This is a genomic window from Paraburkholderia phymatum (assembly GCF_038900715.1).
GTDB lineage: Bacteria > Pseudomonadota > Gammaproteobacteria > Burkholderiales > Burkholderiaceae > Paraburkholderia > Paraburkholderia phymatum_A.
The window spans coordinates 252,510-277,356 of sequence record NZ_JAYMRZ010000003.1 but is presented as its reverse complement, the minus strand read 5'-3'; the positions used below and the strand labels follow the sequence as shown (position 1 = coordinate 277,356).

Below are 24,847 nucleotides of genomic sequence, written 5' to 3'. Positions count from 1 at the left end.
GCGCGAACAAGAGTGACGCGGCCGACGCCGCAGCGACTCGGGAAGCCGCACAGCGTCCGGGCATGGGTTCCTGGCCGTCAAGACTGAGAACCAGCGGGCGATGCTGGCGCTGCACCGAATACGCCGGCAACTGGCCCGGATTCGCGTCATGCAGGTCAACCAGCTTCGTCGACTGCTCCAGGGAATTCGGTGCGGTCCTGCCGGAAGGCAGCCGGGCATCGATCGAAACAGCTACGGTTGCGCTAGCGTCACTGGGCCGATCAGGCGCCAGCCATGCTTTTTTGCGCGGACAGAATTGCACCACAACCGCATGCAGTACCATGCAAGGAGAGCGTAAAAGCGAGCCCGTCGCCAAAGCCGATGGCGACGGGCTTTTTCCGGGCGATCCGGTAGCCCATCCGCACGTCGTCTATCGTCGGGACATCGAGACATCGAGACATCGAGAGATCGCGAGAGACGCGGGAGTACCGAAATGACCTACTGTGTGGCGATGTGCGTCGACGAAGGCCTCGTGTTCCTCTCGGACACGCGGACCAACGCCGGTGTCGATCACATCAGCACGGCGCGCAAGATGTCGGTGTTCGAAGAGCCGGGCGATCGCGTGCTGGTGCTGCTCAGCGCAGGCAACCTGTCGCTCACGCAGGCCGTGCTGCACGAACTGTCCGAGCCCGCCGATCAGTCGCGGCCTACGCTATGGACCGTCTCGACGATGGCGGATGCCGCGCGCGTCGTCGGCGAGGCGGTGCGCGACGTCCATCAGCGCGAAGCGAACGCGCTGCAGGCGTTCGGCGTCGAGTTCAATTGCAGCTTCATTCTCGGCGGCCAGATCCGCGATGGCGGCGCGAGCGGCAACGGCGTGGGGCAGCCGCGTCCGCGTCTCTTCATGATCTACGCGGCGGGCAATTTCATCGAGTCGTCACGCGTGAATCCGTACTTTCAGATCGGCGAGTCGAAGTATGGCAAGCCGATCATCGACCGTGTGCTCGTGCCCTCGACGCCGCTCGACGAAGCCGCCAAGTGCGCGTTGATCTCGATGGATTCGACGCTGCGCTCGAACCTCTCGGTCGGGCTGCCGCTCGATCTGCTCGTCTACGAAAAGGATGCGCTGCGCGTGACGCGCTTCGTGTCGATCGATCAGGACAACACGTACTACCAGATGATTCACCGCACGTGGGGCGATCGGCTGCGGCAGGTGTTCAGCGAGATTCCCGAGCCGGACTGGCAGAGCGCGAGCGATGTGCCGCGCGACGGACATATCGGCGAGATGGTGCTGTATCGCGCGCCTGGCGCGTCGCACGCCGATGTCGACGAGACCCCTGTGGATGCCAGTGTGCGACCGGCACAGACCCTGGCGCAATCCGACAAGCCCAAAGCGCGCGGTTGATCCAGGGCGCGGGGGCTCGAAACAGCCCGCACCAATAAAAAAACCAGCCTTCGGCTTGCGCCTCTGGCTGGCTTCTGAAATACGGCTCGACGTCTCGAGCCGTACGCCATTCGTTCTTCGTATTAGAACTTGTGACGGATACCCAGGCTGACGATTTCTTGCGACTTGTCGCTTGCGTTGTTGCCGTACGAACCGACCGACGCGCCTGCCTCTTGCGTCGTCGTCGAGGTGACGCGCTGCGTGCCGCTTGCGTGCTGGTATGCGCCGAGCAGGTAGATGTCGGTGCGCTTCGACAGCGAGTAGTCGCCACCCAGCGAAACCTGGTGGTAGTTCGCCGACGTGTCGCCTGCGCCGTGCGTGTACGTATAGCCCAGACCGACCAGCATCGCCGGCGTGACCTGGTAGCCAGCGAACGCGCCAGCAACGTGGTACTTCTCCTGCTCGTGGAACGCCGAGAAGCCGTCCGGCTTGTATTGCGCGAAGCTGTAACGGATGTTGAACGTGAACGGACCCGTCACGTACTGTCCAGCAGCCGACGTGATGCTGATCGACTTGGCCGACGCGTAGCCGCCGTTGATCTGCGAGTCGAACGTGCCGTCCGACGTTGCGCCCGAGCCCCACACGCCTGCCGGCGCCGCCGGCGCGATGCCGCGGCTTGCCGCCGTGCTGCCGTTGTCCATGCGGATGTAGCCAGCTGCGACGCTGAACGGACCGAAGCCGTACGTTGCCGCGCCCGACCACGTCTGGCCCGAACCCGTTGCGCCTGCGACGCCGCCCAGCGCGTACATGCCTTCGAACTGGAAGCCGCTGAAGACCGGCGACACGTACTTGACTGCGTTGTTCGTACGCGAGCTGTTGTCGTTGTTGTCGACGTCGCCCGGCGTGGTGAACGTGCTGCCGAAGTAGTTGTCAGCCGTCAGCGGCTGAACCATGTCGACGAGCGGGTCGTACTGGCGGCCCAACGTCACCGTACCGTACGCGTCGTGCGTCAAACCGACATATGCCTGACGGCCGAACAGACGGCTACCTTGGCCCATCTTGCCCGAGTTCACGTCAAAGCCGCTTTCCAACTGGAAGATTGCCTTCAGGCCGCCGCCCAGGTCTTCCGTGCCCTTCAGGCCGAAGCGGTCGCCCTGGATGTTGCCGGCGTACATTTGCCACAGGTTCTGGTTCGCGCGGTTCGCGTTGTGAACGTACTGGATCGATTCATCGATCAAGCCGTAGAGCGTCACGCTGCTTTGTGCATGTGCTGCGCCTGCAGCGCCGAGCAGTGCCAGCGAGAGGGTAGACAGTGCGATTCGTTTCATCCATTTCTCCACGCAGATGATTGGTTTCGTTGTTGCGAATCGGAGAATAGCGCAGTGTCTCCAAGTGTAAGAACTGAAAAAAATTAAGGTGTATCGAAAATGTGACAGCCCGGTCGGGTCCTTGTGTTGCAGGCATGTGAACGATTGTTGCTCTTTCGGCAATATTGAATCGTTGACCATGCATTATTGTTGTTTTTATGACAGTGATCGTGCAAGTCGGTATCGATTACGCGCTCTCGTGCAAGAGATGTGTAAGAAAGTTGTCTAATCAAATGCGGAAATTTCCGTCTCCAAATAAAGAGGCGGCCGGCGCGGCAGGTGCATGATCTTGACCTTCCGGGTGGACATCCGTGCGCCGTTGTGATGTCGCAAGCGCGGGGCCGTTGAAGCGAACGCTTAACGGGTGTCGCTGGCGGCGGGTGGCGCTTCGGCATCGTCGGCGCCGTTGAGGCGGCCGGCCACTGCGGCGACAAAGAGCGCCGTCCCTGCCGCGACCAGCACCGAGCTCCACGGGTGGCGCCGGACGTAGCGATCCGCGGCCACTGCCGTGCGGCCCGCGCGCACCAGCGTGTTCGCGGCGGCGCGCGTCGCGTGCGTTTCCGCTTTCACGACCGTTTTGCCGATGGTCACGGCTTTGCTGATGCCGGCGTCGTGCGTCGCCACGAGCCTTGCCACAGCCGATGGCCGCGGCTTTGCGCCCATCGTCGCGCCGGCTGGGCCTGCCGCAACGTCCGCAGCGCCCGCGCTCAAGCGGGCAGCGCCCGCCGTCACGCCGGTAGCGCCCGCCCTCACGCCCGCTGCCGGCGGCGGCGCCGCGCCCCGTACCGAGCCGCGCTTCGCAGCGCCTGCCGCCACCGTCGACGCGGCCATGACCGACGCCAGCATCGCGCGGCTGCCAGGCGGCGTGGCGCGCGCGAAGCCCCACGCGCCGCGCGGATCGTGCATGCGTCCGCGCGCGGCGGCAAACTCGGCGCCGAGCAGCAGCACGACGGCCGAAAAGTACAGCCACATCAGCAGCACCGCGAGCGAGCCCGCCGCACCGAACGAATTCGCCATGCCTGCGTGCGCGAGGTAGAGCGCGAAGAGCTTCTTGCCCGCCGAGAACAGCGCGGCCGCCACCGTCCCGCCGACGAGCGCATCGCGCCAGCGCACGGGCGCGTCGGGCAGGAACTTGAGCAGCCCGGCAAAGGCGAACGCGAGCACCAGCCAGCCGACGAGCAGTTGCAGCAGGTTGCCGATCACCACATAAGGCGAATCGCCCCACAGCATGTTGCCGATGAACGTGATCGCCGTGTCGAGCACGAGCGACACGATCAACAGGAACGCGACGCCGAGCACGAGACCGAACGAAGTCAGCCGCACGCGCACGAGCGCCATCACGCTCGACGTGCGTGGCGCTTCGGATGGCCAGACGACATTGAGCGCGCTGTTCAGCGATGAGAACGTCGCCGACGCGCCGACCGCGAGCATCGTGAATGAAATGACAGCGGCGATCCCGCCTGCGCCGCCGCTGCGATGCGCGTTCTGCACGATCGTCGTGACGGCAGCGGCGGCGTCGTTGCCGAGCACGCCGTGCACCTGTCGAAAGAGCTCGCCGCGCGCGGCCTCGGCGCCGAAGAACCAGCCGGATACCGCGATCACCATCACGAGCGTCGGCGCAAGCGAGAACGCCGCGTAGAACGCGATGCCGGCCGCCATCGCGGCGCAACGGTTATCGGCGAACTGCCGCAGCGCGCCGACGGCCCACGACGCCTGTTTTTTCGCAACGGACTGCAATTTCTCGGCGGAGAGTGAATCGAGTTCCATGAGGTCCTTGTTGACGAGGATACCGATGACACTTCATGCAGGCAGCAATGCGCGTGCTCGCAGATTTGCCGCGCATCGCAGTGCTCATACACGCCGCGAATGTCAATGGTATGACGCAAGCGTCGTGCCCATCTATCTATGTCGATACAACAACTGCGAACCATCAGGCATATGACGTGCTGTCGTTCTGCTCTGTTGTGCTTACGACGTGCAAGAAACGACTTATACTTTTTGTCACCTCCCCACAAATAGAACGAGAGGCGATCATGCTGCAAATGTCCCGCCGTCAGTTCCTGAAGGTGACGGCGAGCACGCTAACGGGATCGAGCCTGGCCCTGCTGGGCTTCTCACCCGAACCCGCGCTCGCCGAAGTCCGTCAGTACAAACTGGCTCGTACTACCGAAACGCGCAACACGTGTCCTTACTGCTCAGTCGGCTGCGGCATTCTGATGTATGGCCTCGGCGACGGCGCAAAGAACGCAACCGCGAGCATCATTCATATTGAAGGCGACCCGGATCACCCCGTCAATCGCGGCACGTTGTGCCCGAAAGGCGCGAGCCTGATCGACTTCATCCATAGTGAGAGCCGCCTCAAATACCCCGAGTATCGTGCTGCCGGTTCGGATCACTGGCAACGCATCTCGTGGAACGACGCGCTCGACCGCATCGCGAAGCTGATGAAGGAAGATCGCGACGCGAACTTCGTCGAGAGCACGCCCGATGGCAAGAAGGTCAACCGCTGGCTGACCACGGGCATGCTCGCGGCATCGGCGAGCACCAACGAGGTCGGCTATCTGACGCACAAGACTGTGCGCAGCATGGGGATGCTCGCGTTCGACAACCAGGCGCGTGTCTGACACGGCCCGACGGTGGCAGGTCTTGCCCCGACGTTTGGCCGTGGAGCGATGACGAACCATTGGGTCGACATCAAGAACGCGGACGTGATTCTCGTGATGGGCGGCAATGCTGCCGAGGCGCACCCATGCGGTTTCAAGTGGGTGACCGAGGCGAAGGCGCACAACAAGGCGAAGCTGATGGTCGTCGATCCGCGCTTTACGCGCACGGCGTCCGTCGCGGACTTCTATGCGCCGATCCGAACGGGCACCGACATCGCGTTCCTTGGCGGCGTGATCAACTATCTGCTGACGAACGACAAGATCCAGCACGACTACGTGAAGAACTACACGGACTTTCCATTCATCGTCCGTGAAGACTTTGCGTTCAACGACGGCATTTATTCAGGCTACGACGCGAAGGCACGCAAGTACCCGGACAAGTCGACGTGGGACTACGAACGCGGCGACGACGGCTTCGTGAAAGTGGACATGTCGTTGCAGCATCCGCGTTGCGTGTACAGCCTCCTCAAGAAGCACTATTCGCGCTATACGCCGGAGATGGTCGAGAAAACGTGCGGCACGCCGAAGGACAAGTTCCTGCACGTGTGCGAGACGCTCGCGACGACGGCGACTCCGAACCGCGCTGCCACCATCATGTACGCGCTCGGCTGGACGCATCACTCGGTCGGCTCGCAGATGATCCGCACGGGCGCGATGGTGCAGTTGCTGCTGGGCAATATCGGCGTCGCGGGCGGCGGGATGAACGCGCTGCGCGGCCACTCGAACATCCAGGGGCTCACCGATCTCGGCCTGATGTCCAATCTGCTGACGGGCTACATGACGCTGCCGAACGAGCCCGAGCAGGACTACGAAGGCTACATCAAGAAGCGCGCGTCGCAGCCGCTGCGGCCCAATCAGCTGAGCTACTGGAAGAACTACCGCGCGTTTTACGTCAGCATGATGAAGTCGTGGTGGGGCGACGCCGTGACGGCCGACAACAACTGGGGCTATGACTATCTGCCGAAGCTCGACAAGCCGTATGACCTGTTGCAGGGCCTCGAGCTGATGAACCAGGGGAAGATGAACGGCTACATCTGCCAGGGCTTCAATCCGCTTGCGTCCGCGCCGAACAAGGCCAAGTCGTCGGCGAGCTTCGCGAAGCTGAAATGGCTCGTCATCATGGACCCGCTCGCGACGGAAACCTCCGAGTTCTGGAAGAACCACGGCGAGTTCAACGATGTCGATTCGTCGAAGATCCAGACAGAAGTGTTCCGTCTGCCCACCTCGTGCTTCGCCGAGGAAAACGGTTCGCTCGTGAGTTCGAGCCGCGTGCTGCAATGGCACTGGAAGGGCGCGGAGCCGCCGGGCGAGGCGCGCAGCGACCTCGAGATCATGTCGGGAATCTTCGTGCGCATGCGCAAGGCGTACAAGGAACAGGGCGGCAAGTATCCCGATCCGATCGTCAATCTGAGCTGGCCGTACGCGAACCCCGAAAGCCCGACGGCCGCGGAGATGGCGATGGAGTACAACGGCCGCGCGCTCGCCGATCTGCCCGATCCGAAAGACCCGAGCAAGGTGCTGGTGAAGAAGGGCGATCAGCTGGCCAGTTTCGCGCAACTGAAGGACGACGGCACCACGGCGAGCGGCTGCTGGATTTTCTGCGGCGCGTGGACCCAGGCGGGCAACCAGATGGGACGGCGCGACAACTCCGATCCGACCGGAATCGGCCAGACGCTGAACTGGGCGTGGGCATGGCCCGCGAACCGTCGCGTGCTGTACAACCGTGCATCGTGCGATGTGAACGGCAAGCCATTCGATCCGAAACGCAAGCTGATCGCGTGGAACGGCACGAACTGGAGCGGCACCGACACCCCCGACTTCAAGCTCGACGAGCCGCCCGAAAACGGCATGGGTCCGTTCATCATGAACCCGGAAGGCGTCGCGCGTTTCTTCGCGCGCGACGCGATGAACGAAGGTCCGTTCCCCGAGCATTACGAGCCGTTCGAGAACCCGCTTGGCTACAACACATTCCATCCGAACAATCCGCAAGCGACGAGCAATCCCGCCGCGCGCGTGTTCCCGGATGACCGCGCGGCGTTCGGCAAGGCTGTCGATTTCCCGAATGTGGCGACGACCTATCGTCTGACGGAACACTTCCACTTCTGGACCAAGCATGCGCGCCTGAACGCGATCATCCAGCCGCAGCAGTTCGTCGAGATCGGCGAGGAGCACGCGAAGCAGATCGGCGTGGTGGCAGGCGATCGCGTGAAGGTGACGAGCAATCGCGGACATATCGTCGCCGTCGCCGTCGTGACGAAGCGCATCAAGCCTCTGATGATCGACGGCAAGAAGGTGCAGACGGTCGGCATTCCGCTGCACTGGGGCTTCACGGGGCTCACCAAGCCAGGCTATATCACCAACACGTTGACGCCTGTCGTGGCCGACGCGAATTCGCAGACACCGGAATTCAAGTCGTTCCTCGTGAAGGTCGAGAAGGCATAGGGAGGCGTCATGGCATATCAATCGCTCGATATCAGGCGCATCTCCGCCACGACCGTGCAGCCCACGTCGGTGCGGGAGCCGGCGACGGGCGGCGTCGCGAAGCTGATCGACGTAACCAAGTGCATCGGCTGCAAGGCGTGCCAGACGGCGTGCATGGAGTGGAACGATCTGCGCGACACGATCGGCGTCAACACGGGTGTCTACGACAACCCGCACGATCTCACCGAGCACTCGTGGACGGTGATGCGCTTCACCGAATACGAGAACCCGAAAGGCGATCTCGAATGGCTGATCCGCAAGGACGGCTGCATGCACTGCGAAGATCCGGGCTGTCTGAAGGCGTGCCCGTCGCCGGGCGCGATCGTGCAGTACACGAACGGCATCGTCGATTTCCACGAGGAAAACTGCATCGGCTGCGGCTATTGCATTTCGGGCTGCCCGTTCAACATTCCGCGGCTTTCGAAGGCGGATAACCGCGTCTACAAGTGCACGCTCTGCTCGGATCGCGTCGGCGTCGGCCAGGAGCCCGCTTGCGTGAAGACGTGTCCGACGGGCGCCATCGTGTTCGGCACGAAAGAGGACATGAAGGCGCATGCCGAAGAGCGCATCGCTGACTTGAAAGAGCGCGGCTTCGAGAAAGCGGGGCTGTACGATCCGCAGGGCGTGGGCGGCACGCACGTGATGTACGTGCTGCATCATGCGGACAAGCCGTCGCTCTATCACGGCCTGCCCGACGATCCGCATATCAGCCCCTTCGTGCAGTTGTGGAAGGGCATCGCGAAGCCGCTCGCCGTCGCCGTGATGGCGCTCACGGCGCTGACGGGCTTCTTCCACTACACGCGTGTCGGGCCGAACGAGGTGTCGGACGAAGACGAAGATGCTGCCCGCAACGCCGCGCGCGACATACGCGAGCGTGGCGAACACAAGCCCGAGGAGCCCGTCAAATGAAACATCATCGGAATGGCAATCCGGACCTGATCGTGCGCTACACCGCGAACGAGCGCACGAATCACTGGATCACGGCGATCACGTTCGTCCTGCTCGCGCTGTCGGGTCTCGCGTTCTTCCACCCGTCGATGTTCTGGCTCACCGCGCTGTTCGGCGGCGGGCAATGGGCGCGCATCCTGCATCCGTTCATCGGCATCGTGATGTTCGTATCGTTCCTGATTCTTGCGCTGCGCTTCTGGCATCACAACGCCCTGAACGACGACGACTGGCAATGGATGCGTCAGTACAAGGATGTGCTCGCCGCGCGCGAGGACCGGCTGCCCGAAGTCGGGCGCTACAACGCCGGGCAGAAGCTGCTGTTCTTCGTGATGGTGGTGTGCCTCGTGCTGTTGCTGCTGAGCGGCATCGTGATCTGGCGGGCATATTTCTCGTTCTATTTTTCCGTCGACGTGGTGCGCGTCGCAGCCGTGATTCATGCGATCACGGCGTTCGCGCTGATCTGCGGAATCATCGTCCACATCTATGCGGCGCTGTGGGTGAAGGGCTCCGTGCGCGCGATGGTGCGGGGCACGGTGACGCTCGGCTGGGCGCGCAAGCATCATCCGAAGTGGTTCCGCGAGAGCATCAAGTGACAGGCGGCGCGCGTGCCGGGAAGCGCGCGCTGCATTCGCATATCTGCTACTGTTGACGCCATCCAGACCCTAACGGCAGGAACCTGAATTGGTGCAACGCATCCTGGAGCCCGGCCAGATCGAATCGATCGATCATTCGGCCCTTCCGCGCATTCGCCGGCCTGAGCGCGCGACGCTGTTCTCGACGCGCGCTGCGCGTCTTCGCGAGCTTGCGGGCGCGAGCCCGATCGGCGGGTATATCCGTCTGATGGCCTCGCTTGCCGACGCACAGCAGCAGGCGCTCGCGCAAGTCAGCGCGACGATGCCTTCCGCCGAATCCATTGCCCTCGCGCAGCAGCACTCAATGCCGATCGCGCCGTCGTCAACGACTGAGCGTGATCCCGTGTGGCGCGACGTGCTGCAACGTCTGCTCGATCGCGTCGAAGCGGCCGGTCTCGTGACGCCCGCGCTCGCGCGAGTGATCGACGGCTTGCGCATGAAGAGCGAGCACGAACTCGACGCACTCGCCGATGCGGTCCTCGCGCTGCGCTTCAACGAAGTCGATCCCGCGTCGGCGCCGTTCGTGATGGCGGCGCTGCAGGTGGTGTGGACGGACATCGCGAGCCGCATCGACGAGCGCGCCGTGCCGTATCTCGACACGCCGGGCACGTGCCCCGTATGCGGCGCGCAGCCGGTGGCGAGCATCGTGCGCGTCGGCGGGCAGTTTCAGGGCTTGCGCTATCTGCAATGCGGACTGTGCTCGACAGAGTGGCACGTGGTGCGCGTGAAGTGCTCGAATTGCGATTCGACGAAGGGCATCGCGTATCACGGCATCGACGGCGGCAGCGAAGCGCTGAAGGCCGAATCGTGCGACGAATGCCACACGTACCGCAAGATCGGCTATCAGGAGAAGGACTACGACTTCGAGCCGCTTGCCGACGATCTCGCGAGCCTCACGCTCGATCTGCTGATGAACGAAGCGGGCTACCGGCGCAGCAGTCCGAATCCGCTGCTGTGGCCCGAGGTGCCGTCGGACGAGTGAAGCTCATCTACATGCACGGGGAGTGCGAGCGTGAGCGAAGTGTCGGGCAACAAGTTGGGCGATGACCCGCGCGCGCTGCTCGCGCGCGTGCCCGCCGTCGAGCGCGTGCTGTCGACGCCGATGGCGCAGCGTTTGATCGACGAATATGGCCACATGCAGGTCGTCGATGCGATACGCGCTTCAACCGACACGCTCAGGCGCGAACTGCTTGCGGGCGTCCCGTTCGACGCGTCGTTCCGTTTCGAAGCAAAGCTCGTCGACGATGCGCAGCGTGCGCTCGCCGCGCGCGCGCGGCCTCATCTGCGCGCCGTGTTCAATCTGACGGGCACGGTGCTGCATACGAATCTGGGCCGCGCGCTGCTGCCCGACGAAGCGGTGCGCGCGGTGGTCGTCGCGCTCACGCGGCCGATGAACCTCGAATTCGATCTCGTGACGGGCGGGCGCGGCGATCGCGACGACCTGATCGACGAACTCATCTGCGAACTGACGGGCGCCGAGGCCGCCACCGTCGTCAACAACAACGCGGCGGCCGTGCTGCTCACACTATCGGCGCTGGCGTCGAAGAAGGAAGTGGTGGTGTCGCGCGGCGAGCTTGTCGAGATCGGCGGCGCGTTCCGCATTCCCGACATCATGTCGCGCGCGGGCGCGAAGCTGCGCGAAATCGGCACGACGAACCGCACGCATCTGAAGGATTACGAGGAAGCGATCAACGCGCGCACGGCCTTGCTGATGAAAGTCCATTGCGGCAACTACGCAATCGAGGGCTTCACGAAAAGCGTGTCCGTCGATGACGTCGCGCAGCTTGCGCATGCGCGCGGCTTGCCGATGGCCGTCGATCTCGGCAGCGGCACGCTCGTCGATCTCGCGCAATACGGCTTGCCTCGCGAGCCGACCGTGCGCGAGACCGTCGATGCGTGCGCCGATCTCGTCACGTTCAGCGGCGACAAGCTGTTGGGCGGCCCGCAAGCGGGGCTGATCGTCGGACGCGCGGAGCTGATCCGCAAGATCAAGAAGCATCCGTTGAAGCGCGCGCTGCGTGTCGGCAAGCTCACGCTCGCGGCGCTCGAACCTGTGTTGCAGCTTTATCGCGCGCCCGAACTGTTGCGCGAGCGGTTGACGACGCTGCGCCTGTTGACGCGGCCCGCTTCCGACATGCAGGCACAGGCGGAGCGCTTGAAAGACGAGCTGCAACGTGTGCTCGGATCGGCGTACGCAGTGGCGGCCGAACCGATGGCGAGCCAGATCGGCAGCGGCGCATTGCCTGTCGACCAATTGCCAAGCTATGGGCTGGTCGTGCGCAACGCACATGGCAAGCGCGGCGGCCGCGCGCTGATGAAGCTAGAAGAAGCGCTGCGTGCGTTGCCTTGCCCCGTGATCGGACGCATCGCCGACGATGCATTGCGTCTCGATCTGCGCTGCCTCGAAGCCGCCGACGAAGCGGACTTCGCCGGGCAATGCGCGGAGCTGCGGATATGATCGTCGGCACGGCGGGTCATATCGATCATGGCAAGACGACGCTCGTGCGCGCATTGACGGGCATCGATACGGACCGTCTGAAAGAAGAGAAAGCGCGCGGCATCTCGATCGAACTCGGCTACGCGTACACGCCGCTCGATAACGGCGACGTGCTCGGCATGATCGACGTGCCGGGCCACGAAAAACTCGTGCATACGATGGCAGCGGGCGCATGCGGCATCGACTACGCACTGCTCGTGATCGCCGCCGACGACGGCATCATGCCGCAGACGCGCGAGCATCTGGCGATCCTGCAACTGCTCGGCGTCACGCGCGGCGCGATTGCACTGACGAAGAGCGATCGCGTCGACGCGGCGCGTCTCGCGCAGGTGCGAAACGAAATAGGCGCATGGCTCGCATCGACGCCGTTCTGCGGCGCGCCTTTCTTCGAAACGAACGCGACCGCGCCGGACGACAGCGGCGTGCGCGCGCTCTCGCTTCATCTGCGTGAAGCGGCTGTCGCGTGGCAAGGGCGGCGCGACGATGGTCTGTTCCGGCTTGCGATCGATCGCGTGTTTACGCTCGCGGGGCAGGGCACGATCGTGACAGGCACGGTGTTCGCGGGCCGCGTCGCGACAGGCGACACGTTGATGCTCGAGCCTTCGCATCGAGCCGTGCGCGTGCGCAGCATCCACGCGCAAAATCGTGCCGCCGATGCGGGCCGCGCGGGGCAGCGCTGCGCGCTGAATCTCGCGGGCATCGACAAGGACGCGATTGCGCGCGGCAACTGGATCGTCGATGCGCGGCTCGCGAAGCCGGGCGATCGGCTCGATGTCGAACTGACGCTGCTCGACGATGCAGGCATCACGCTGCAACACTGGGCGCCGCTGCATGTGCATATCGGCACGCTGCATCGCGTCGCGCATGTCGCGTTGCTCGATGACGATACGCTGGCTGCGGGGCGCTCGGCGCGCGTGCAACTCGTGTTCGATGCGCCTGTGTGCGCGCTGCCGGGCGATCGCTTCATCGTCCGCAATGCACAGGCGACGCACACAGTCGGCGGCGGCCGCGTGCTCGATCCGTTCGGTCCGCCGCGCAAACGCCGGACGGCGGAACGGCGCGCGTGGCTCGATGCGCTGCGCGTGTGGCTCGATGACGGGCGCATCGGTCCGCTGCTCGAAGAGGCGCCGCGCGGTGTATCGCGTTCGATGCTGATGCAACTGACGGGCGTGCCTGCCGAAGCATTGCCCCTTCCCGCCGATGCCGATGAAATTGCGCTGCACGGCAAGGATGCCGGCGATGCCGTGATCGTCTTGCGCTCGCATTGGGCGCGTCTGCGTTTGCAGGTGCTCGCGGCGCTCGATCAGTATCACGCGCGCTCGCCGGACGAACTGGGACCCGACGCTGCGCGCTTGCGGCGCATTGCGGCGCCGCTGGTGCCGGATGCGATGTGGCGCGCGCTGATCGATTCGCTCGTCGACGAGGGCGCGGTCGCGAGAAGCGGGCCGTGGCTGCATCTGCCGGCGCATACGGTTTCGCTCGACGCGCGCGAGCAGGTTCTCGCGAGCGCGCTGTTGCCGTTGATCGCGCAAGGCCGATACGATCCGCCGTGGGTGCGCGATCTCGCGAAGACGACAGCGCGCGACGAAGACGCGGTGCGCCAGGTGCTGCGCAAGCTCGCTCGGCAGGGCGACGTGTATCAGATCGTGCGCGATCTGTTCTATCACCGCGAGGTCGTGCATGAACTGGCGCGGCTCGTTGCCGCCATCGCAGGCGATGGTAGCGGCGCGCTGGGCGCATCGGCGTTCCGCGACGCGACGGGTTTAGGACGCAAGCGCGCGATCCAGATTCTCGAATTCTTCGATCGCATCGGCTACACGCGCTTTCAGCGTGACGTTCACTGGCTGAGGCCGGATTCGCAATTGCACGAGGCGTTGGCGTGCGAACCGGCTGTGTGATGCCGATCGCCCGTTGCGGGCGCAACGGGCTGACGGTGTAAATGAGTGGCCGCTATAATCGGTCGCGGTAAGCCGTGCGTTTCGGTGTGGATGTTTTCTCGTTGCGCGGCTGATCGAAGTTGGACACGGAAGGCATTCGTATCTGGTGGTGCGGCTGGGCTTCAAACCCAGTGAGGGGTGTCAGCCACTCCTCGGTCGGTTCGACTCCGGCTGCCTTCCGCCATCAACGCGTGTCGGATGTTTCGGGGGCCGCCGCTGTAGAGTTCATCAATTAATGTCGTTTACGACAAGAATTGGTTGGATTTGAATTGTCCCGAATTTTCTATCCCGCGATTCTCTTCGGCGAAGCTATCACCGCTTCGCGCTTGTTAGCTTCGCTAATCGCATTGCTCTCGCGTGAAATGTGCTAGCTTCAAAGGTGTTGATTCTCTTCCCGGTGCGCTCAGACAATCGCATCGCAACTCTTTTTCCTGTTGGCCACCTGTTCTCTCGGCACAACTCTTGGAAGGATTGCCAATAGGCATTGAAACGAGCTTTTTCGCCTTCTATCTTCTCTTTACGTCTGACCTCCCGTCCTCTTTGTACTAATTGCGCTGCATACTCTGGTGCCAGCTTAAAAATGCAGCGATAGCTAACGTCGAGAAGCCTGGCGGTTTGAAGTAGATTTTTCGTCTTCCCCAAGTTGTCGAGCCTCTTCAACTCTTCTATCAGACATTCAGGAGATTGAAACTTGCCGAGTCTAGGTCGACGCTCTACTTTTTTCCTAAGCTTAAAGCTCGTACGCGTCCTTCTCAACTTTACTTCGTTTCCAAGTAAGACATTGGAAATTTTGCAACCACAACGGCTCGCGATATTTGCCAAATGTGGAAGCGATGGCTGTGTTCCGGAGCGCCAGCCGGAAAGCTGTGCCGTGGAAACGCCGAGATGTTTAGCTAGTTCGGACATCTGTCCGTCGAATAGTGTGTTTGCGGCATGCTGAAAAAACTTTGTGGTTGAACTGCCGCCTTCGAACAGTTCTGGATGCCGATGGATGTCATCCAACAATTGCGCGATCAAGCGCGCTGATCGTAGACGCGACACCTGTTCTCGACATCATTGATCCGCGGACTCGCGTTTTCGAACTGCGGCAAGTGCGGCTATCACATCGCAACCATGCCAGGCGCGCAACGGAATGCGGTGCCATGCACATCGTAGGCAAATATGTTCTGCTCGCGACGACACTGCAACCACTGGCGCACAAACAATACCGACCGGGTGCAGATGACTCTGGCGTTGGTCATTTTCTGAGGGGCGCTTCGGGTCTATCGCCCCCACGCCCCCCGGATTGCCCTCTGTTCCGGTCAGTTCGTCGACTTAGCGGCAACCTCAATCACTCGCGCGACCGCGGCCGGCTGGGAGATAAAGACAGCGTGGCTTGCGCTCACCTCGGTCACCTTGGCACCCGAGCGCTGATACATCCAACGCTGAAGCTGGGGGCTCACCATATGATCCTGGGTGGTCAGGATGGCGTAGCTGGGCTTGGTTCGCCATGCCGCCACAGAGACCGGTGCGCCCAACGCTTTCTCGGCGAGTTGGTCCTGCGAGTCCGCCAGGAATTGCGCGTCCGAGGGCGGGACGTCCGCGGCAAAGTTCTCACGGAATTTCGCCGGCGGGAGGAAGAAGTACTTGTCCGGCGTCGCTCGCATGGCATCGTTGGGCGCGGCAAACTTCTGCAACAGCTGACCGCTGGCTTCGCCTACGTCGGGTTGCAGTGCGGCCACATAGACGAGCGAGCTGACCTTCGGGTCTGCGCCTGCCTCCGTGATCACGGAGCCACCGTAGCTGTGGCCGACCAGCACCACCGGGCCCTGCTGCTGGTCGATGGCGCGCCTGGCGGTATCGACATCCTCGGCGAGGCCCGTGAGCGGCTCTTGCACGATCGTCACATGGTAGCCATCCTTGATCAGGATGTCGTGGACGGCCCGCCAGCCGGAGCCATCCACCAGTGCGCCGTGGACAATGACAACATCCTTCGCAGCCCCCTTTGCCTCGGCTTGAGCCATCGTGGCGCTCAGGGCAATTAGGGCGGCAATGGCCAGTTTAGTTCGCAGTGCAAACATTGTACTCTCCAGGATTGTCTGTAGTTGCCCGTCGTTTCGCGCAATCGTGCTTGACGGGCGAGGATTGATCGGTGATAGATAACCGGGAATCAGGCCAGCTCGTTCTTCATGGCCAGAACGTCGATCGGCTCGACCGACGGCGCGCTGGCCAGCATCTCGTCGACCCGCGCCATCAGGGCGCCGGCCATACTCCCGTGCAGGTGTGCCTGGCGATCCTGTTCGTTCGCAAAGGCGTCGAATACACCGAACGTCGTCGGTGACAGCCTGAGGGCGAACCAGATCGGTGTGGTCGCCTCCCGATTCGTCATTTCCAGCCCGGCGTCGAGGAAGTCCGCTACGGCTTGCTCCTTTCCCGGCCTGGCTTCAAGTCGTACGAATAGTGCCTTCTTAATCATCTTTGCTCTCCAGTTTGCGCGTGACGAGTTCACGCGTTGGTCCAGACTTTACAAATGGAGCGCCCTTGGAGATACTGTCTCAATCGACAATTTTGGTATCGATCCTGCCATGCGAATTTTTGTCCTGGCGCTCGAGGGGGTGTTCGACACCGGCCTCACCACCGTGCTCGATGCCCTGACGACGGCCAATGAATTGGCGCGCGCGACCGGGATGGTCATACCGGACTTCGACATCACTGTTGCGGGGATGCGGCCAGAGGTGCGCACGGCGCTTGGGCTGCAGGTGCCCGTGCGCGACATGACAGACGCCCCCGCCCCGGATTGGGTCGTCGTGCCGGCGCTCAACAGGACGACGACGGACCTGCTCGTGCCTTCGCTCGGCCGGGCCGACGTGATCGATGCGCTCGGTGCATTGCGCACGTGGCACGGTGCCGGCGCCCGTATCGGAGCCGCCTGTACGGGCACCTTCGTGCTTGCCGAAAGCGGCTTGCTCAATGGGCGTGAAGCCACCACCACCTGGTGGCTCTCGCCGATATTCCGGCAGCGTTACCCTGAAGTGCACCTGGATGCGCATCGTATTGTCGTTCCCAGCGGCGACATGGTGACGGCGGGGGCCGCTCTGAGTCATCTCGACCTCGCGCTCTGGTTGATCCGCAACAACAGCCCGGAGCTTGCGGCGCTCGTAGGCAAGTACCTCGTATTCGATTCGCGGCCGTCGCAGTCCGCCTTTGCGATCGCCGATCACCTGGCCCATTCGGACCCGCTCGTCGAGCGTTTCGACCGCTGGGTGCGCGAACACCTCCACACGGCCATCGCGCTCGACGACGCCGCCGAAGAATTGGCGACCAGCAAGCGAACGTTGACGCGACGTCTAAACGAGGTGCTCGGTAAAACGCCCATCGAATACATTCAGGATTTGCGGGTCGAGCGCGCCGTCCATCTGCTGAAGACGAGCAAGCTTAGCGTGGATCGCATCGCCGAGCAGGTCGGTTACGCGGACGGCGTGACGCTGCGTACGCTGCTGCGGCGGCGGATAGGGAAGGGGGTCCGTGAGGTGCGGGCGTCGTGAGCCTTATCGATTGTTGGAGTATGCCGGTGGCCGTGCTTAACCAGCCACACGGGAGGAATTGCCACGCTGAAGCGAGGAGTCGAATGACGGCTTCACCCTGGAAACGAGCCGCCATTCCGACGTTTGCAGGTAAGACCGCTTCGTGGTCTGGTAGTGACGGTGGTGATCGGCACCCCAGAGGGCGACCGACTCCGTGCAGCACTCAACAGATAGCGAGGTACAACCCAGCGCGCGACCTACTTTCAGGAGCGACCGCCGAATCGCACTCCTGAGCTACAGGTCAGTGGCAGACAGCATTATGCGTCCACCCATGCCGTGGACTGCTTTCGCCTCCGCAGCCTCCAGCAGTCGGCGCTTGCCAAGCTCGAAGGCCAGCCTCAATTGCCTTGGGGTGCGATTCGCAGCGCCGAGTTTTTCGCAAACTACTTCACAAGGTAGCGCAAAGGCACAGTACCCCCAACCGAAGCCGTAGACCGAAAACAAGACTGTAGAGTCGCTGCAAAGGATGGGCGCAGTCAAATTCGTACCGGGTTGGTCCATTGCTCTTCGCATTCCTGTCCGATGGCCGTGTTCTAGATTCTTTGTCATGGGATCTTACAAGAGTCCACGCGGCGGCAGAGAGTGAAAAATGAAATGTTCTGCACCCTTGCACATCGAAAATCGAAAGGATAGTGGCGTTGACGCTCGTTACACCGGTTGCGTGAGGCGGAGAACGGCGGTCGTTACCGTGAATGCCAGAATCAGATAGCCGCTCCGCACACACTTCCGCGGCCGCGAACGAGGCGGGGTAGCGGACCAGGTTATGGCGACTGGACCTGTACCGGAGCCCCAGGCTTGCCCGACCCTTGCGGGGCAACCACGAGGTAGCGGCGCTTGTCACGGGCATTGCCCATTCCTGGTGTGACCAGTTGGCGAATCTGCCCGAGCGCATTGACGATCGCCGAGCCGGCCGGATTGGACATGAAATTCGCGAGCACTTGCAGGTCACCCGTTCCATCGGCGTTATCGGCAAGACCTAGTATATAGGGCTGCTTCGGTTGCAGGCCAGTGACGGCGGCCTGGAGAACCTGTACGAGCCCCTGGTCGAACAACGCGACAGTCGTAGGCACATTGGCGGTATCCGCCGTCTTGCCCGACCCCGCCGGCACCAGTGTGATATGGACACTCTGGCCAGCCAGGCCGAGCGTCTGCAGGTTCTGCGTAGCATCACCTTCCGGCACCGCATTCGGCACATAGGTGACCGCTTGCGGCGCCTGGCCAATGGGCACAGTTGCGATGACCGCGTTGGTCAGTGTGTCGATCGCCGTCATCGCATCGGCGTTTTCGACCCCGACATAGATGCGGCTGCCGTCCCCCGACGGCCATAGCCCATGCGGCAAGTTGCCGACAGGTATCGTCGCGACCTGCGAAAAGTCGTCGGTCCGAAATACCTTGATCACATTTAGGCCGCCAACGGTGACGTAAGCGAACGTGCCCTTGTCGTTATGCACGATATTCACGTGATTCGTGATTGGGCCTGTATCCAGTGTTGTGACCAGCGCGAATGGCGGCCTTGCATCGAACACCTGGACCTTGCCGGTGTCCTTGAGCGTGAACCAGACCTGCTTGCCATCGGGCGTTGCCGCCAGGTCGGGACAGAAGGGGCTGGCCTGCCTGACCATGCCGACGATCTTATGGTCGGCCACGGACACCACATCGGTCTCCGGGTTGAAGGACGAACAGACGTAACCGTACTTCCCGTCCGGTGAGAATATCTGCATGCCGGGGCCAGGCGGGACAGTAATGCGTGCTTTCTCCTCGTATGTTTTTCCGTCGAGTACCGCAACGTAGTTTTCGCCGCGCACGGTCACCCAGACCTCTTTTCCATCGGGCGTGAAGAAAGCCTCGTGAGGAGAGCGGCCGACGTAGGTGACATGCTTGACGGCGTTAGTCTGCGTGTCGATGAATGAAACCGAGTTCGATCCGATCGAGACCACCGCAATAGTGTGATGGTCCGGCGAGAAACCCATGCCGTGCACAAGCAATTGACCTTTGTACAACGGACTGAAATTGCCCGGCGACGTATCGCCGAGGCGAATCAGGCCGAGCAGTTTGTTGTCGGCGGGGTCGATTACCGACACGGTGTTCGAGAACTGTTCAGCAGCGTAAACGCGATCGTGATGGCTTATGGGAATGTCAGGATCGGACTGCGATCCAGGGGCCTGCCCAGCCCAGGCGATCTGCGCTGTTACCAGCGCGGCCGCAGACAACGCTATGGCGATGGTGGATTCGTGTTTCATTTTTGCTCCCCTTGCATAGGGCTTGGCATGTTCATTGGCATGCCGTGGTCGGGCGTCCGGTGAGCAGGGGCGGCAGGTATGGAAGCGGGCTGTTGCTGGTCCGGAGCCGGGGCAGGTGCTGGCAATGGTTGACCGAGTGCGACGCGCATGGCGACGATTTCCTGTTGCTGCTCGACGACGATCTCTTGCGCGATACGGCGTAGCTGTTCGTTGTGTCCATAACGCAATTCGGCCTGCGCCATGTCTATCGCACCTTGATGGTGAGGCACCATCATTGCGACAAAATCGCGATCGACGTCACCCGTCGGTCTCGCGGACATGCCGTCCATCATTCTTGTCATGGCGGCATGGTTCTCCGCCAGGAAGGGTGTTTCATTAGGCGTAGCGTCGGTCTGTAAGCCCGCCGTCAAGGCGGGCGTGTCGCAAAGCGCCGGGATCGCCACGGCAATGATGATCTTCAGGATCGTCCGCACGTTTGGAGGGCTTGGGATACGCACGATGGTTCTCCCGTTGTGGCAAACAGGTATCTCATTGGATTTCGCGCAGACGAGGGTTTCAGACGCGACTGGGCTGCCACGGCATCGCTGTCGGGTGCTGTCAAATTACCCATGAACTATCGCGCAGGTCATCGGATCGTGCAGGCATGGTGGCGCGTGAGAAGGACGATTCGAAGATGCCCTCGCATTGCCCACTCTGGTTATAGATCGGAGCGAAGCGAGGTCCGAAGAACTCCGGAAGCGGGCCTTGGTACCGCCGCGGTCCGAACGGCTGATGCGGGTCGACTGCTGCTCGGCGCTATCCGATCGATGTGGCTTGCGTGCCCAATAGTTGTCGTTCACGTCGGCTTGGTTAGGCCGGGTGTCAGCAACGTAGCGGAGTCGGCCCCGGTGGCGATGAGTCGCCGCCGGTTTCAGCCGCGTCGGCGAGAAGTTAGCGAGCATTCTCTTCAGCGGTCGTTGCGTACTTCGAGGCTTGTATCTATAACGTAAGAGTCCTGGCTCAGGACGGTATCCGGCAGGCTCAGCCATGAATATCCTCGATGCCATACATCTCGCCCGCCTGCAGTTTGCGTTCACAATCTCCTTTCACATTGTCTTCCCGGCAATCAGTATCGGCATGGCCAGCTTCCTGGCCGTGCTCGAGTGGCGATGGCTCGTCACCCGCGAGAGCGTGTACAAGGAGCTTTGCGTCTTCTGGTCGCGTTTCTTCGCGGTCGGGTTCGGCATGGGCGTCGTCTCCGGTGTCGTCATGGCTTATGAGTTCGGGACGAACTGGAGCGGGTTCGCAACCGTCGCCGGAAGTGTCACGGGTCCGTTGCTGACTTATGAAGTGTTGACTGCATTTTTCCTCGAGGCTGGTTTCCTCGGAGTCATGCTTTTCGGGTGGAGCAAAGTCAGCCCACGAGCACACTTTTTCGCCACGCTGATGGTCGCACTCGGAACGCTTGTCTCGACGTTCTGGATTCTCGCGTCCAACAGTTTCATGCAAACTCCTCAAGGCTTTGTCATCGCGAACGGTCGTATCGTTCCCGTTGACTGGTGGAAGGTTATATTCAATCCATCGTTTCCATACCGGCTCGCGCACATGACGATCGCGGCATTCATCGTCGCCGGATTTGTCGTTGCGGCGTGCGGAGCATGGCACCTGCTGCGGGGAAGACGCGACAAGGCCATCCTGACCAGCTTCTCGATGGCACTTTGGATCCTGCTCGTAATAACACCGGTGCAGATCGCGGTAGGCGATGCTCATGGGCTCAATACGCGGAAGCATCAGCCAGCGAAAATCGCAGCCATCGAGGGACTATGGGAAACGGAAAAGGGTGGCACGCCTCTCAATCTGGTCGGTCTTCCCGATATGCAAGCCGAAGTGACGCGATATACGGTGCAAGTGCCCCATCTGGGCAGTCTGATTCTCACGCACACCTGGGATGGCGAGATTAAAGGACTCAAGGCGTTTCCCGCACAAGATCGTCCGTACTCGCCGATCGTGTTCTGGAGTTTTCGAATCATGGCGGGATTAGGCATGCTCATGTTTCTGACGACACTCGTGGGCCTGGGGCTTCGCCTAAATGGTCGTCTCTACGAGGCCCAGTGGTATCAACGAATGATGCTGCTGATGGGTCCGTCGGGAATCGTCGCACTGCTGGCCGGTTGGGTCACGACGGAAGTAGGCCGTCAGCCGTGGACTGTCTATGGCGTCCTTCGCACAGCTGATTCCGTCTCTCCCGTCAACGCTCAGCAGGTGGGCGTGTCGCTACTGATTTTTGTGATTGTCTACATGCTTGTGTTCGGTACGGGAGTCTATTACATGCTTCAGATGCTCAGGCGTGGGCCGGCGGCGCACACCGAACAGGAGGAAACACGCGAGCATCCCGTGTTGAACAATCGCGCCCTCAATGCGATGAAACCGGGAGAATTGACGTGATGGTCGTCGACCTTCCCATCGTCTGGGCGTGCATCATAGGCCTCGGTGTGTTTATCTATGTGATGCTCGACGGATTCGATCTTGGCATCGGGCTTCTTTTTCCTTTTCTCGATGCCGCACAGGACCGGCAAGTGATGATGAACACAGTCGCTCCCGTTTGGGACGGCAACGAGACCTTCCTGGTTCTGGGTGGCGCAGGGCTTTATGGGGCGTTCCCGATCGCCTATTCAGCTTTGCTCCCCGCGAATTACATTCCGCTCATTCTGATGGTCATTGGCTTGATCTTTCGCGGAGCCGCATTCGAGATCCGGGGCAAAGCCACACGAACCCAGCACGCCTGGGATCTGGCGTTCATGGGTGGATCCGCTCTGGCGTCGTTCTGTCAGGGGATCGTATTGGGTTCGTTGTTACAAGGAACTGAGACCGTCAACGGCCGATTCGTCGGCGGCGCTTTCGACTGGCTGTCTCCATTCAGTCTCTTCTGCGGAATCGGCGTCCTCGTGACATACGCCACGTTGGCTTGTGGCTGGCTGATATTGAAGACCGAGGATGATCTGCAGCGGAAGATGCGGTTCCTCATGATGCGTTTGATCTGGCTGCTGTCCGCGGTGATCGGCATTGTCAGCGTCTGGACGGTCATTGGATTGCCCGCAGTGGCGCATCGGTGGTTTGCAAGCGGCAACCTGATATGGTTCCTTCCAGTCCCTGTACTTGTCGCAGCGTGTGTTTTAGGCATCCTGCGCTCCATTCGTCTTGAGCATGAAGCAACGCCTTTCCTGCTGACTCTCGGTGTTTGCTTCCTTGGCTACAGCGGACTGGTAATCAGTATCTGGCCGAATATCGTGCCTCCTTCGGTCTCGATATGGGAAGCCTCGTCCAGCCATTCGAGCCAGCTCTTCATGCTCATTGGCACAGCCATCGTGCTTCCCATTATTCTGGTCTATAACGCGATGCAGTATTGGGTGTTCAGAGGAAAGGTAACCGAGCGTGACCCGGGCTACCACTGACAATCTGTTTCTTCTTTGCTAGTGCGAATGTGTAGTGCTTATCGTCGCATTGCAGCCGCAACCAGGAGGTGAAACGGCAGAACAAGCAGACCCGCGCCCAAGACGCCTAGCATCCAAAGTGCGACGAACCAGAGAAGCTGTCTCTTTTTCATAGGTGCTAACGCTTGTCAACGGGAGATCATCCGTCCGCAAAGTATAGACGTCGCTCACAGGAATGAAGCGGGATCGCTCATATTTAAGCTGTTGAGTGCACTTTTGCGATTTCCTTGCGACAAACCTGGACGTGGTTATTCGTAAGCACTGAGGTTGATCCAGATTGCCTGGGCAAAGCCAAAAGCGTGACGCTGGTTTCGGCGACACGTCACATCTTGGAGCGATACATGCGATTCGACAGAGGGGCATGCCTGCCGCCTGCGCTCGGCATCGCGACCGTCGCCGCGATGCTCACATCGGGGTGCGTGAGTTCGCCATCCATCGCCGTGCTCGGTGCATACTTTCCGGACTGGCTGTTCTGCATCGTCGCGGGCGTGGTGCTGACGATCGTCGTCTACGTGATTCTCAAGCGGCTGCGTACCGATCATGCAATCGGGCCTTCGGCGCTGGTGTATCCGACGCTCGTCGCTTTCCTTTCCTTTGCTGTCTGGCTCGTAATGTTCAGGTGACGCAATGGCGACGGCTCCCGACACGAAGAAAAAGAGAGCATGGCCGGCCATTGTCCTGATCGTGGCGACGCTGCTGTTGCTGCTGCTCGTGATTCGCCAGCTCGACCGTTCGCCGCGAACTGACGACGCTTATGTCTATGCGGACACCGTCGATGTCGTGCCGGAGGTGAACGGGCGCATTGTCGAGCTGGCCGTGCACGACAACCAGGCGGTGAAGGAGGGCGATCTTCTGTTTCGCATCGACCCGCGCCCGTATCAGGATGCGCTCACGCGAGGCAAGGCGTCGCTCGTCGCGCTCGATCGTCAGATCGAGCTGACGCAGCGCACCGTCAACGCGCAGCAGTACAACGCACAGTCCGTGCGCGCGGCTGTCGAGCGGGCGCGCGCCGCGGCGAATCAGGCCGCCGATACGCTGCATCGCATGGAGCCACTGCTGTCGCGCGGTTATGTGTCGGCGGAGGACGTCGACCGCGCCCGCACCGCGCAACGCGCGACGCAGGCCGAGCTGAGCGCCGCGCAGTTGCAGGCTCAGCAAGCGGTGGCAGCCGTGAGCGGCGTCGATGCGCTCGTCGCGCAACGCGCCGTCATCGAGGCGGAAATCGCGATCGCCGAACTTAACCTCGAATACGCGACGGTGCGCGCGCCGTTCGACGGACGTGTCGTGGGGTTGAAGACATCGACTGGCCAGTTCGCGACGGCGCTCAAACCGGTCTTCACGCTGATTGACACACGACACTGGTACGTGGTCGCCAATTTCCGCGAGACGGAATTGAAGGGCATCAAAAGGGGAACGCCCGCCACCGTCTACCTGATGAGCGACGCGGACCAGCGCTTCGCGGGCAGCGTCGATTCGATCGGCTATGGCGTCGCATCCGAGGAAGCCGGCTTCGCGTTGCCTGGCGGATTGCCGCGCATACAACGAACGCTGAACTGGGTTCATGTCGCGCAGCGCTTTCCGGTCAGAATCCTCGTGGATCGTCCGAATCCAGAGCTGTTTCGCGTGGGCACGTCGGCGGTTGCCGTGTTGCAACCAGCACGCGGCAACGATGGCGAACGCCGCTAA

20 protein-coding genes, 1 tRNA gene and 1 pseudogene are annotated in these 24,847 nt (G+C 61.8%); 14 read left to right on the top strand and 8 right to left on the bottom strand.

Annotation, left to right across the window (positions count from 1 at the left end; all coding sequences use genetic code 11):
- Window positions 1-2: 2 nt before the first annotated feature.
- A pseudogene (locus VSR68_RS42770) lies at window positions 3-279 on the top strand (IS110 family transposase); the annotation flags it as partial.
- Here VSR68_RS42770 and VSR68_RS07565 read toward each other — a convergent pair.
- The gene (locus VSR68_RS07565; RefSeq protein WP_342939225.1) at window positions 261-398 is read right to left on the bottom strand and encodes a hypothetical protein; all 138 of its coding nucleotides are present in this window, start codon (window positions 396-398) and stop codon (window positions 261-263) included. The pseudogene VSR68_RS42770 and the gene VSR68_RS07565 sit on opposite strands and share 19 nt — an antisense overlap.
- Before the next feature lie 74 nt (window positions 399-472).
- Here VSR68_RS07565 and VSR68_RS07560 point away from each other — a divergent pair, with 74 nt between their 5' ends.
- Window positions 473-1,384 carry a proteasome-type protease gene (locus VSR68_RS07560; RefSeq protein ID WP_342939224.1) on the top strand — a complete coding sequence of 304 codons (912 nt, stop codon included), beginning with the start codon at window positions 473-475 and terminating at the stop codon, window positions 1,382-1,384.
- 122 nt (window positions 1,385-1,506) lie between these two features.
- Here VSR68_RS07560 and VSR68_RS07555 read toward each other — a convergent pair whose 3' ends face one another.
- Both VSR68_RS07555 and VSR68_RS07550 read right to left on the bottom strand, forming a co-directional pair.
- A complete protein-coding gene (locus VSR68_RS07555) occupies window positions 1,507-2,691 on the bottom strand; it encodes a porin (protein WP_342939223.1) in 1,185 nt (394 codons plus the stop codon).
- A 396-nt stretch (window positions 2,692-3,087) separates the two neighbouring features.
- Window positions 3,088-4,497 (bottom strand): YihY/virulence factor BrkB family protein, encoded by a 1,410-nt coding sequence (locus VSR68_RS07550; RefSeq protein WP_342939222.1) that lies wholly within the window; start codon window positions 4,495-4,497, stop codon window positions 3,088-3,090.
- Window positions 4,498-4,763: 266 nt separating this feature from the next.
- Between VSR68_RS07550 and fdnG the strand changes: the two genes are divergently transcribed.
- The 7 genes from fdnG (at window position 4,764) to VSR68_RS07515 (ending at window position 14,072) form a co-directional block, all read left to right on the top strand.
- Entirely contained in the window at window positions 4,764-7,835 is a 3,072-nt protein-coding gene (gene fdnG, locus VSR68_RS07545) for a formate dehydrogenase-N subunit alpha (protein ID WP_342939221.1), read from the top strand.
- A 9-nt stretch (window positions 7,836-7,844) separates the two neighbouring features.
- A complete protein-coding gene (gene fdxH, locus VSR68_RS07540; RefSeq protein ID WP_342939220.1) occupies window positions 7,845-8,783 on the top strand; it encodes a formate dehydrogenase subunit beta in 939 nt (312 codons plus the stop codon).
- Window positions 8,780-9,415, top strand: a complete 636-nt coding sequence (locus tag VSR68_RS07535) for a formate dehydrogenase subunit gamma (protein ID WP_342939219.1) — start codon at window positions 8,780-8,782, stop codon at window positions 9,413-9,415. Before fdxH ends, VSR68_RS07535 begins: the two co-directional genes overlap by 4 nt.
- Window positions 9,416-9,503: 88 nt before the next feature.
- Window positions 9,504-10,436, top strand: coding sequence for a formate dehydrogenase accessory protein FdhE (gene fdhE / locus VSR68_RS07530; protein WP_342939218.1), 933 nt, complete (start codon window positions 9,504-9,506; stop codon window positions 10,434-10,436).
- 30 nt (window positions 10,437-10,466) lie between these two features.
- Window positions 10,467-11,912 (top strand): L-seryl-tRNA(Sec) selenium transferase, encoded by a 1,446-nt coding sequence (gene selA / locus VSR68_RS07525; RefSeq protein WP_342939217.1) that lies wholly within the window; start codon window positions 10,467-10,469, stop codon window positions 11,910-11,912.
- Window positions 11,909-13,849: a selenocysteine-specific translation elongation factor gene (gene selB / locus VSR68_RS07520; RefSeq protein WP_342939216.1), complete on the top strand. Its 1,941-nt coding sequence runs from the start codon at window positions 11,909-11,911 to the stop codon at window positions 13,847-13,849. The genes selA and selB overlap by 4 nt, the downstream gene beginning before the upstream one ends.
- Window positions 13,850-13,976: 127 nt before the next feature.
- A tRNA-Sec gene (locus tag VSR68_RS07515) sits at window positions 13,977-14,072 on the top strand.
- 128 nt (window positions 14,073-14,200) lie between these two features.
- Here VSR68_RS07515 and VSR68_RS07510 read toward each other — a convergent pair.
- From VSR68_RS07510 to VSR68_RS07500, 3 genes are all read right to left on the bottom strand, one after another.
- Complete coding sequence (locus VSR68_RS07510; RefSeq protein WP_342939215.1) at window positions 14,201-14,905, bottom strand: helix-turn-helix domain-containing protein; 705 nt, start codon at window positions 14,903-14,905, stop codon at window positions 14,201-14,203.
- 284 nt (window positions 14,906-15,189) lie between these two features.
- A complete protein-coding gene (locus tag VSR68_RS07505) occupies window positions 15,190-15,948 on the bottom strand; it encodes an alpha/beta hydrolase (RefSeq protein WP_342939214.1) in 759 nt (252 codons plus the stop codon).
- Window positions 15,949-16,037: 89 nt separating this feature from the next.
- Window positions 16,038-16,343, bottom strand: coding sequence for an antibiotic biosynthesis monooxygenase (locus VSR68_RS07500; protein ID WP_342939213.1), 306 nt, complete (start codon window positions 16,341-16,343; stop codon window positions 16,038-16,040).
- A 109-nt stretch (window positions 16,344-16,452) separates the two neighbouring features.
- Here VSR68_RS07500 and VSR68_RS07495 point away from each other — a divergent pair, with 109 nt between their 5' ends.
- The gene (locus VSR68_RS07495; RefSeq protein ID WP_342939212.1) at window positions 16,453-17,412 is read left to right on the top strand and encodes a GlxA family transcriptional regulator; all 960 of its coding nucleotides are present in this window, start codon (window positions 16,453-16,455) and stop codon (window positions 17,410-17,412) included.
- Window positions 17,413-18,212: 800 nt separating this feature from the next.
- Here the strand turns inward: VSR68_RS07495 and VSR68_RS07490 are convergent.
- Complete coding sequence (locus VSR68_RS07490) at window positions 18,213-19,691, bottom strand: YncE family protein (protein ID WP_342939211.1); 1,479 nt, start codon at window positions 19,689-19,691, stop codon at window positions 18,213-18,215.
- Window positions 19,688-20,188 carry a DUF305 domain-containing protein gene (locus tag VSR68_RS07485; protein WP_342939210.1) on the bottom strand — a complete coding sequence of 167 codons (501 nt, stop codon included), beginning with the start codon at window positions 20,186-20,188 and terminating at the stop codon, window positions 19,688-19,690. The genes VSR68_RS07490 and VSR68_RS07485 overlap by 4 nt, the downstream gene beginning before the upstream one ends.
- Before the next feature lie 529 nt (window positions 20,189-20,717).
- Between VSR68_RS07485 and VSR68_RS07480 the strand changes: the two genes are divergently transcribed.
- From VSR68_RS07480 to mdtN, 4 genes are all read left to right on the top strand, one after another.
- Window positions 20,718-22,115 (top strand): cytochrome ubiquinol oxidase subunit I, encoded by a 1,398-nt coding sequence (locus tag VSR68_RS07480; RefSeq protein ID WP_342939209.1) that lies wholly within the window; start codon window positions 20,718-20,720, stop codon window positions 22,113-22,115.
- Window positions 22,115-23,122: a cytochrome d ubiquinol oxidase subunit II gene (gene cydB, locus VSR68_RS07475; protein WP_342939431.1), complete on the top strand. Its 1,008-nt coding sequence runs from the start codon at window positions 22,115-22,117 to the stop codon at window positions 23,120-23,122. The genes VSR68_RS07480 and cydB overlap by 1 nt, the downstream gene beginning before the upstream one ends.
- A gap of 380 nt (window positions 23,123-23,502) precedes the next feature.
- Complete coding sequence (locus VSR68_RS07470) at window positions 23,503-23,784, top strand: YtcA family lipoprotein (RefSeq protein WP_342939208.1); 282 nt, start codon at window positions 23,503-23,505, stop codon at window positions 23,782-23,784.
- A gap of 4 nt (window positions 23,785-23,788) precedes the next feature.
- A complete protein-coding gene (gene mdtN / locus VSR68_RS07465) occupies window positions 23,789-24,847 on the top strand; it encodes a multidrug transporter subunit MdtN (RefSeq protein WP_342939207.1) in 1,059 nt (352 codons plus the stop codon).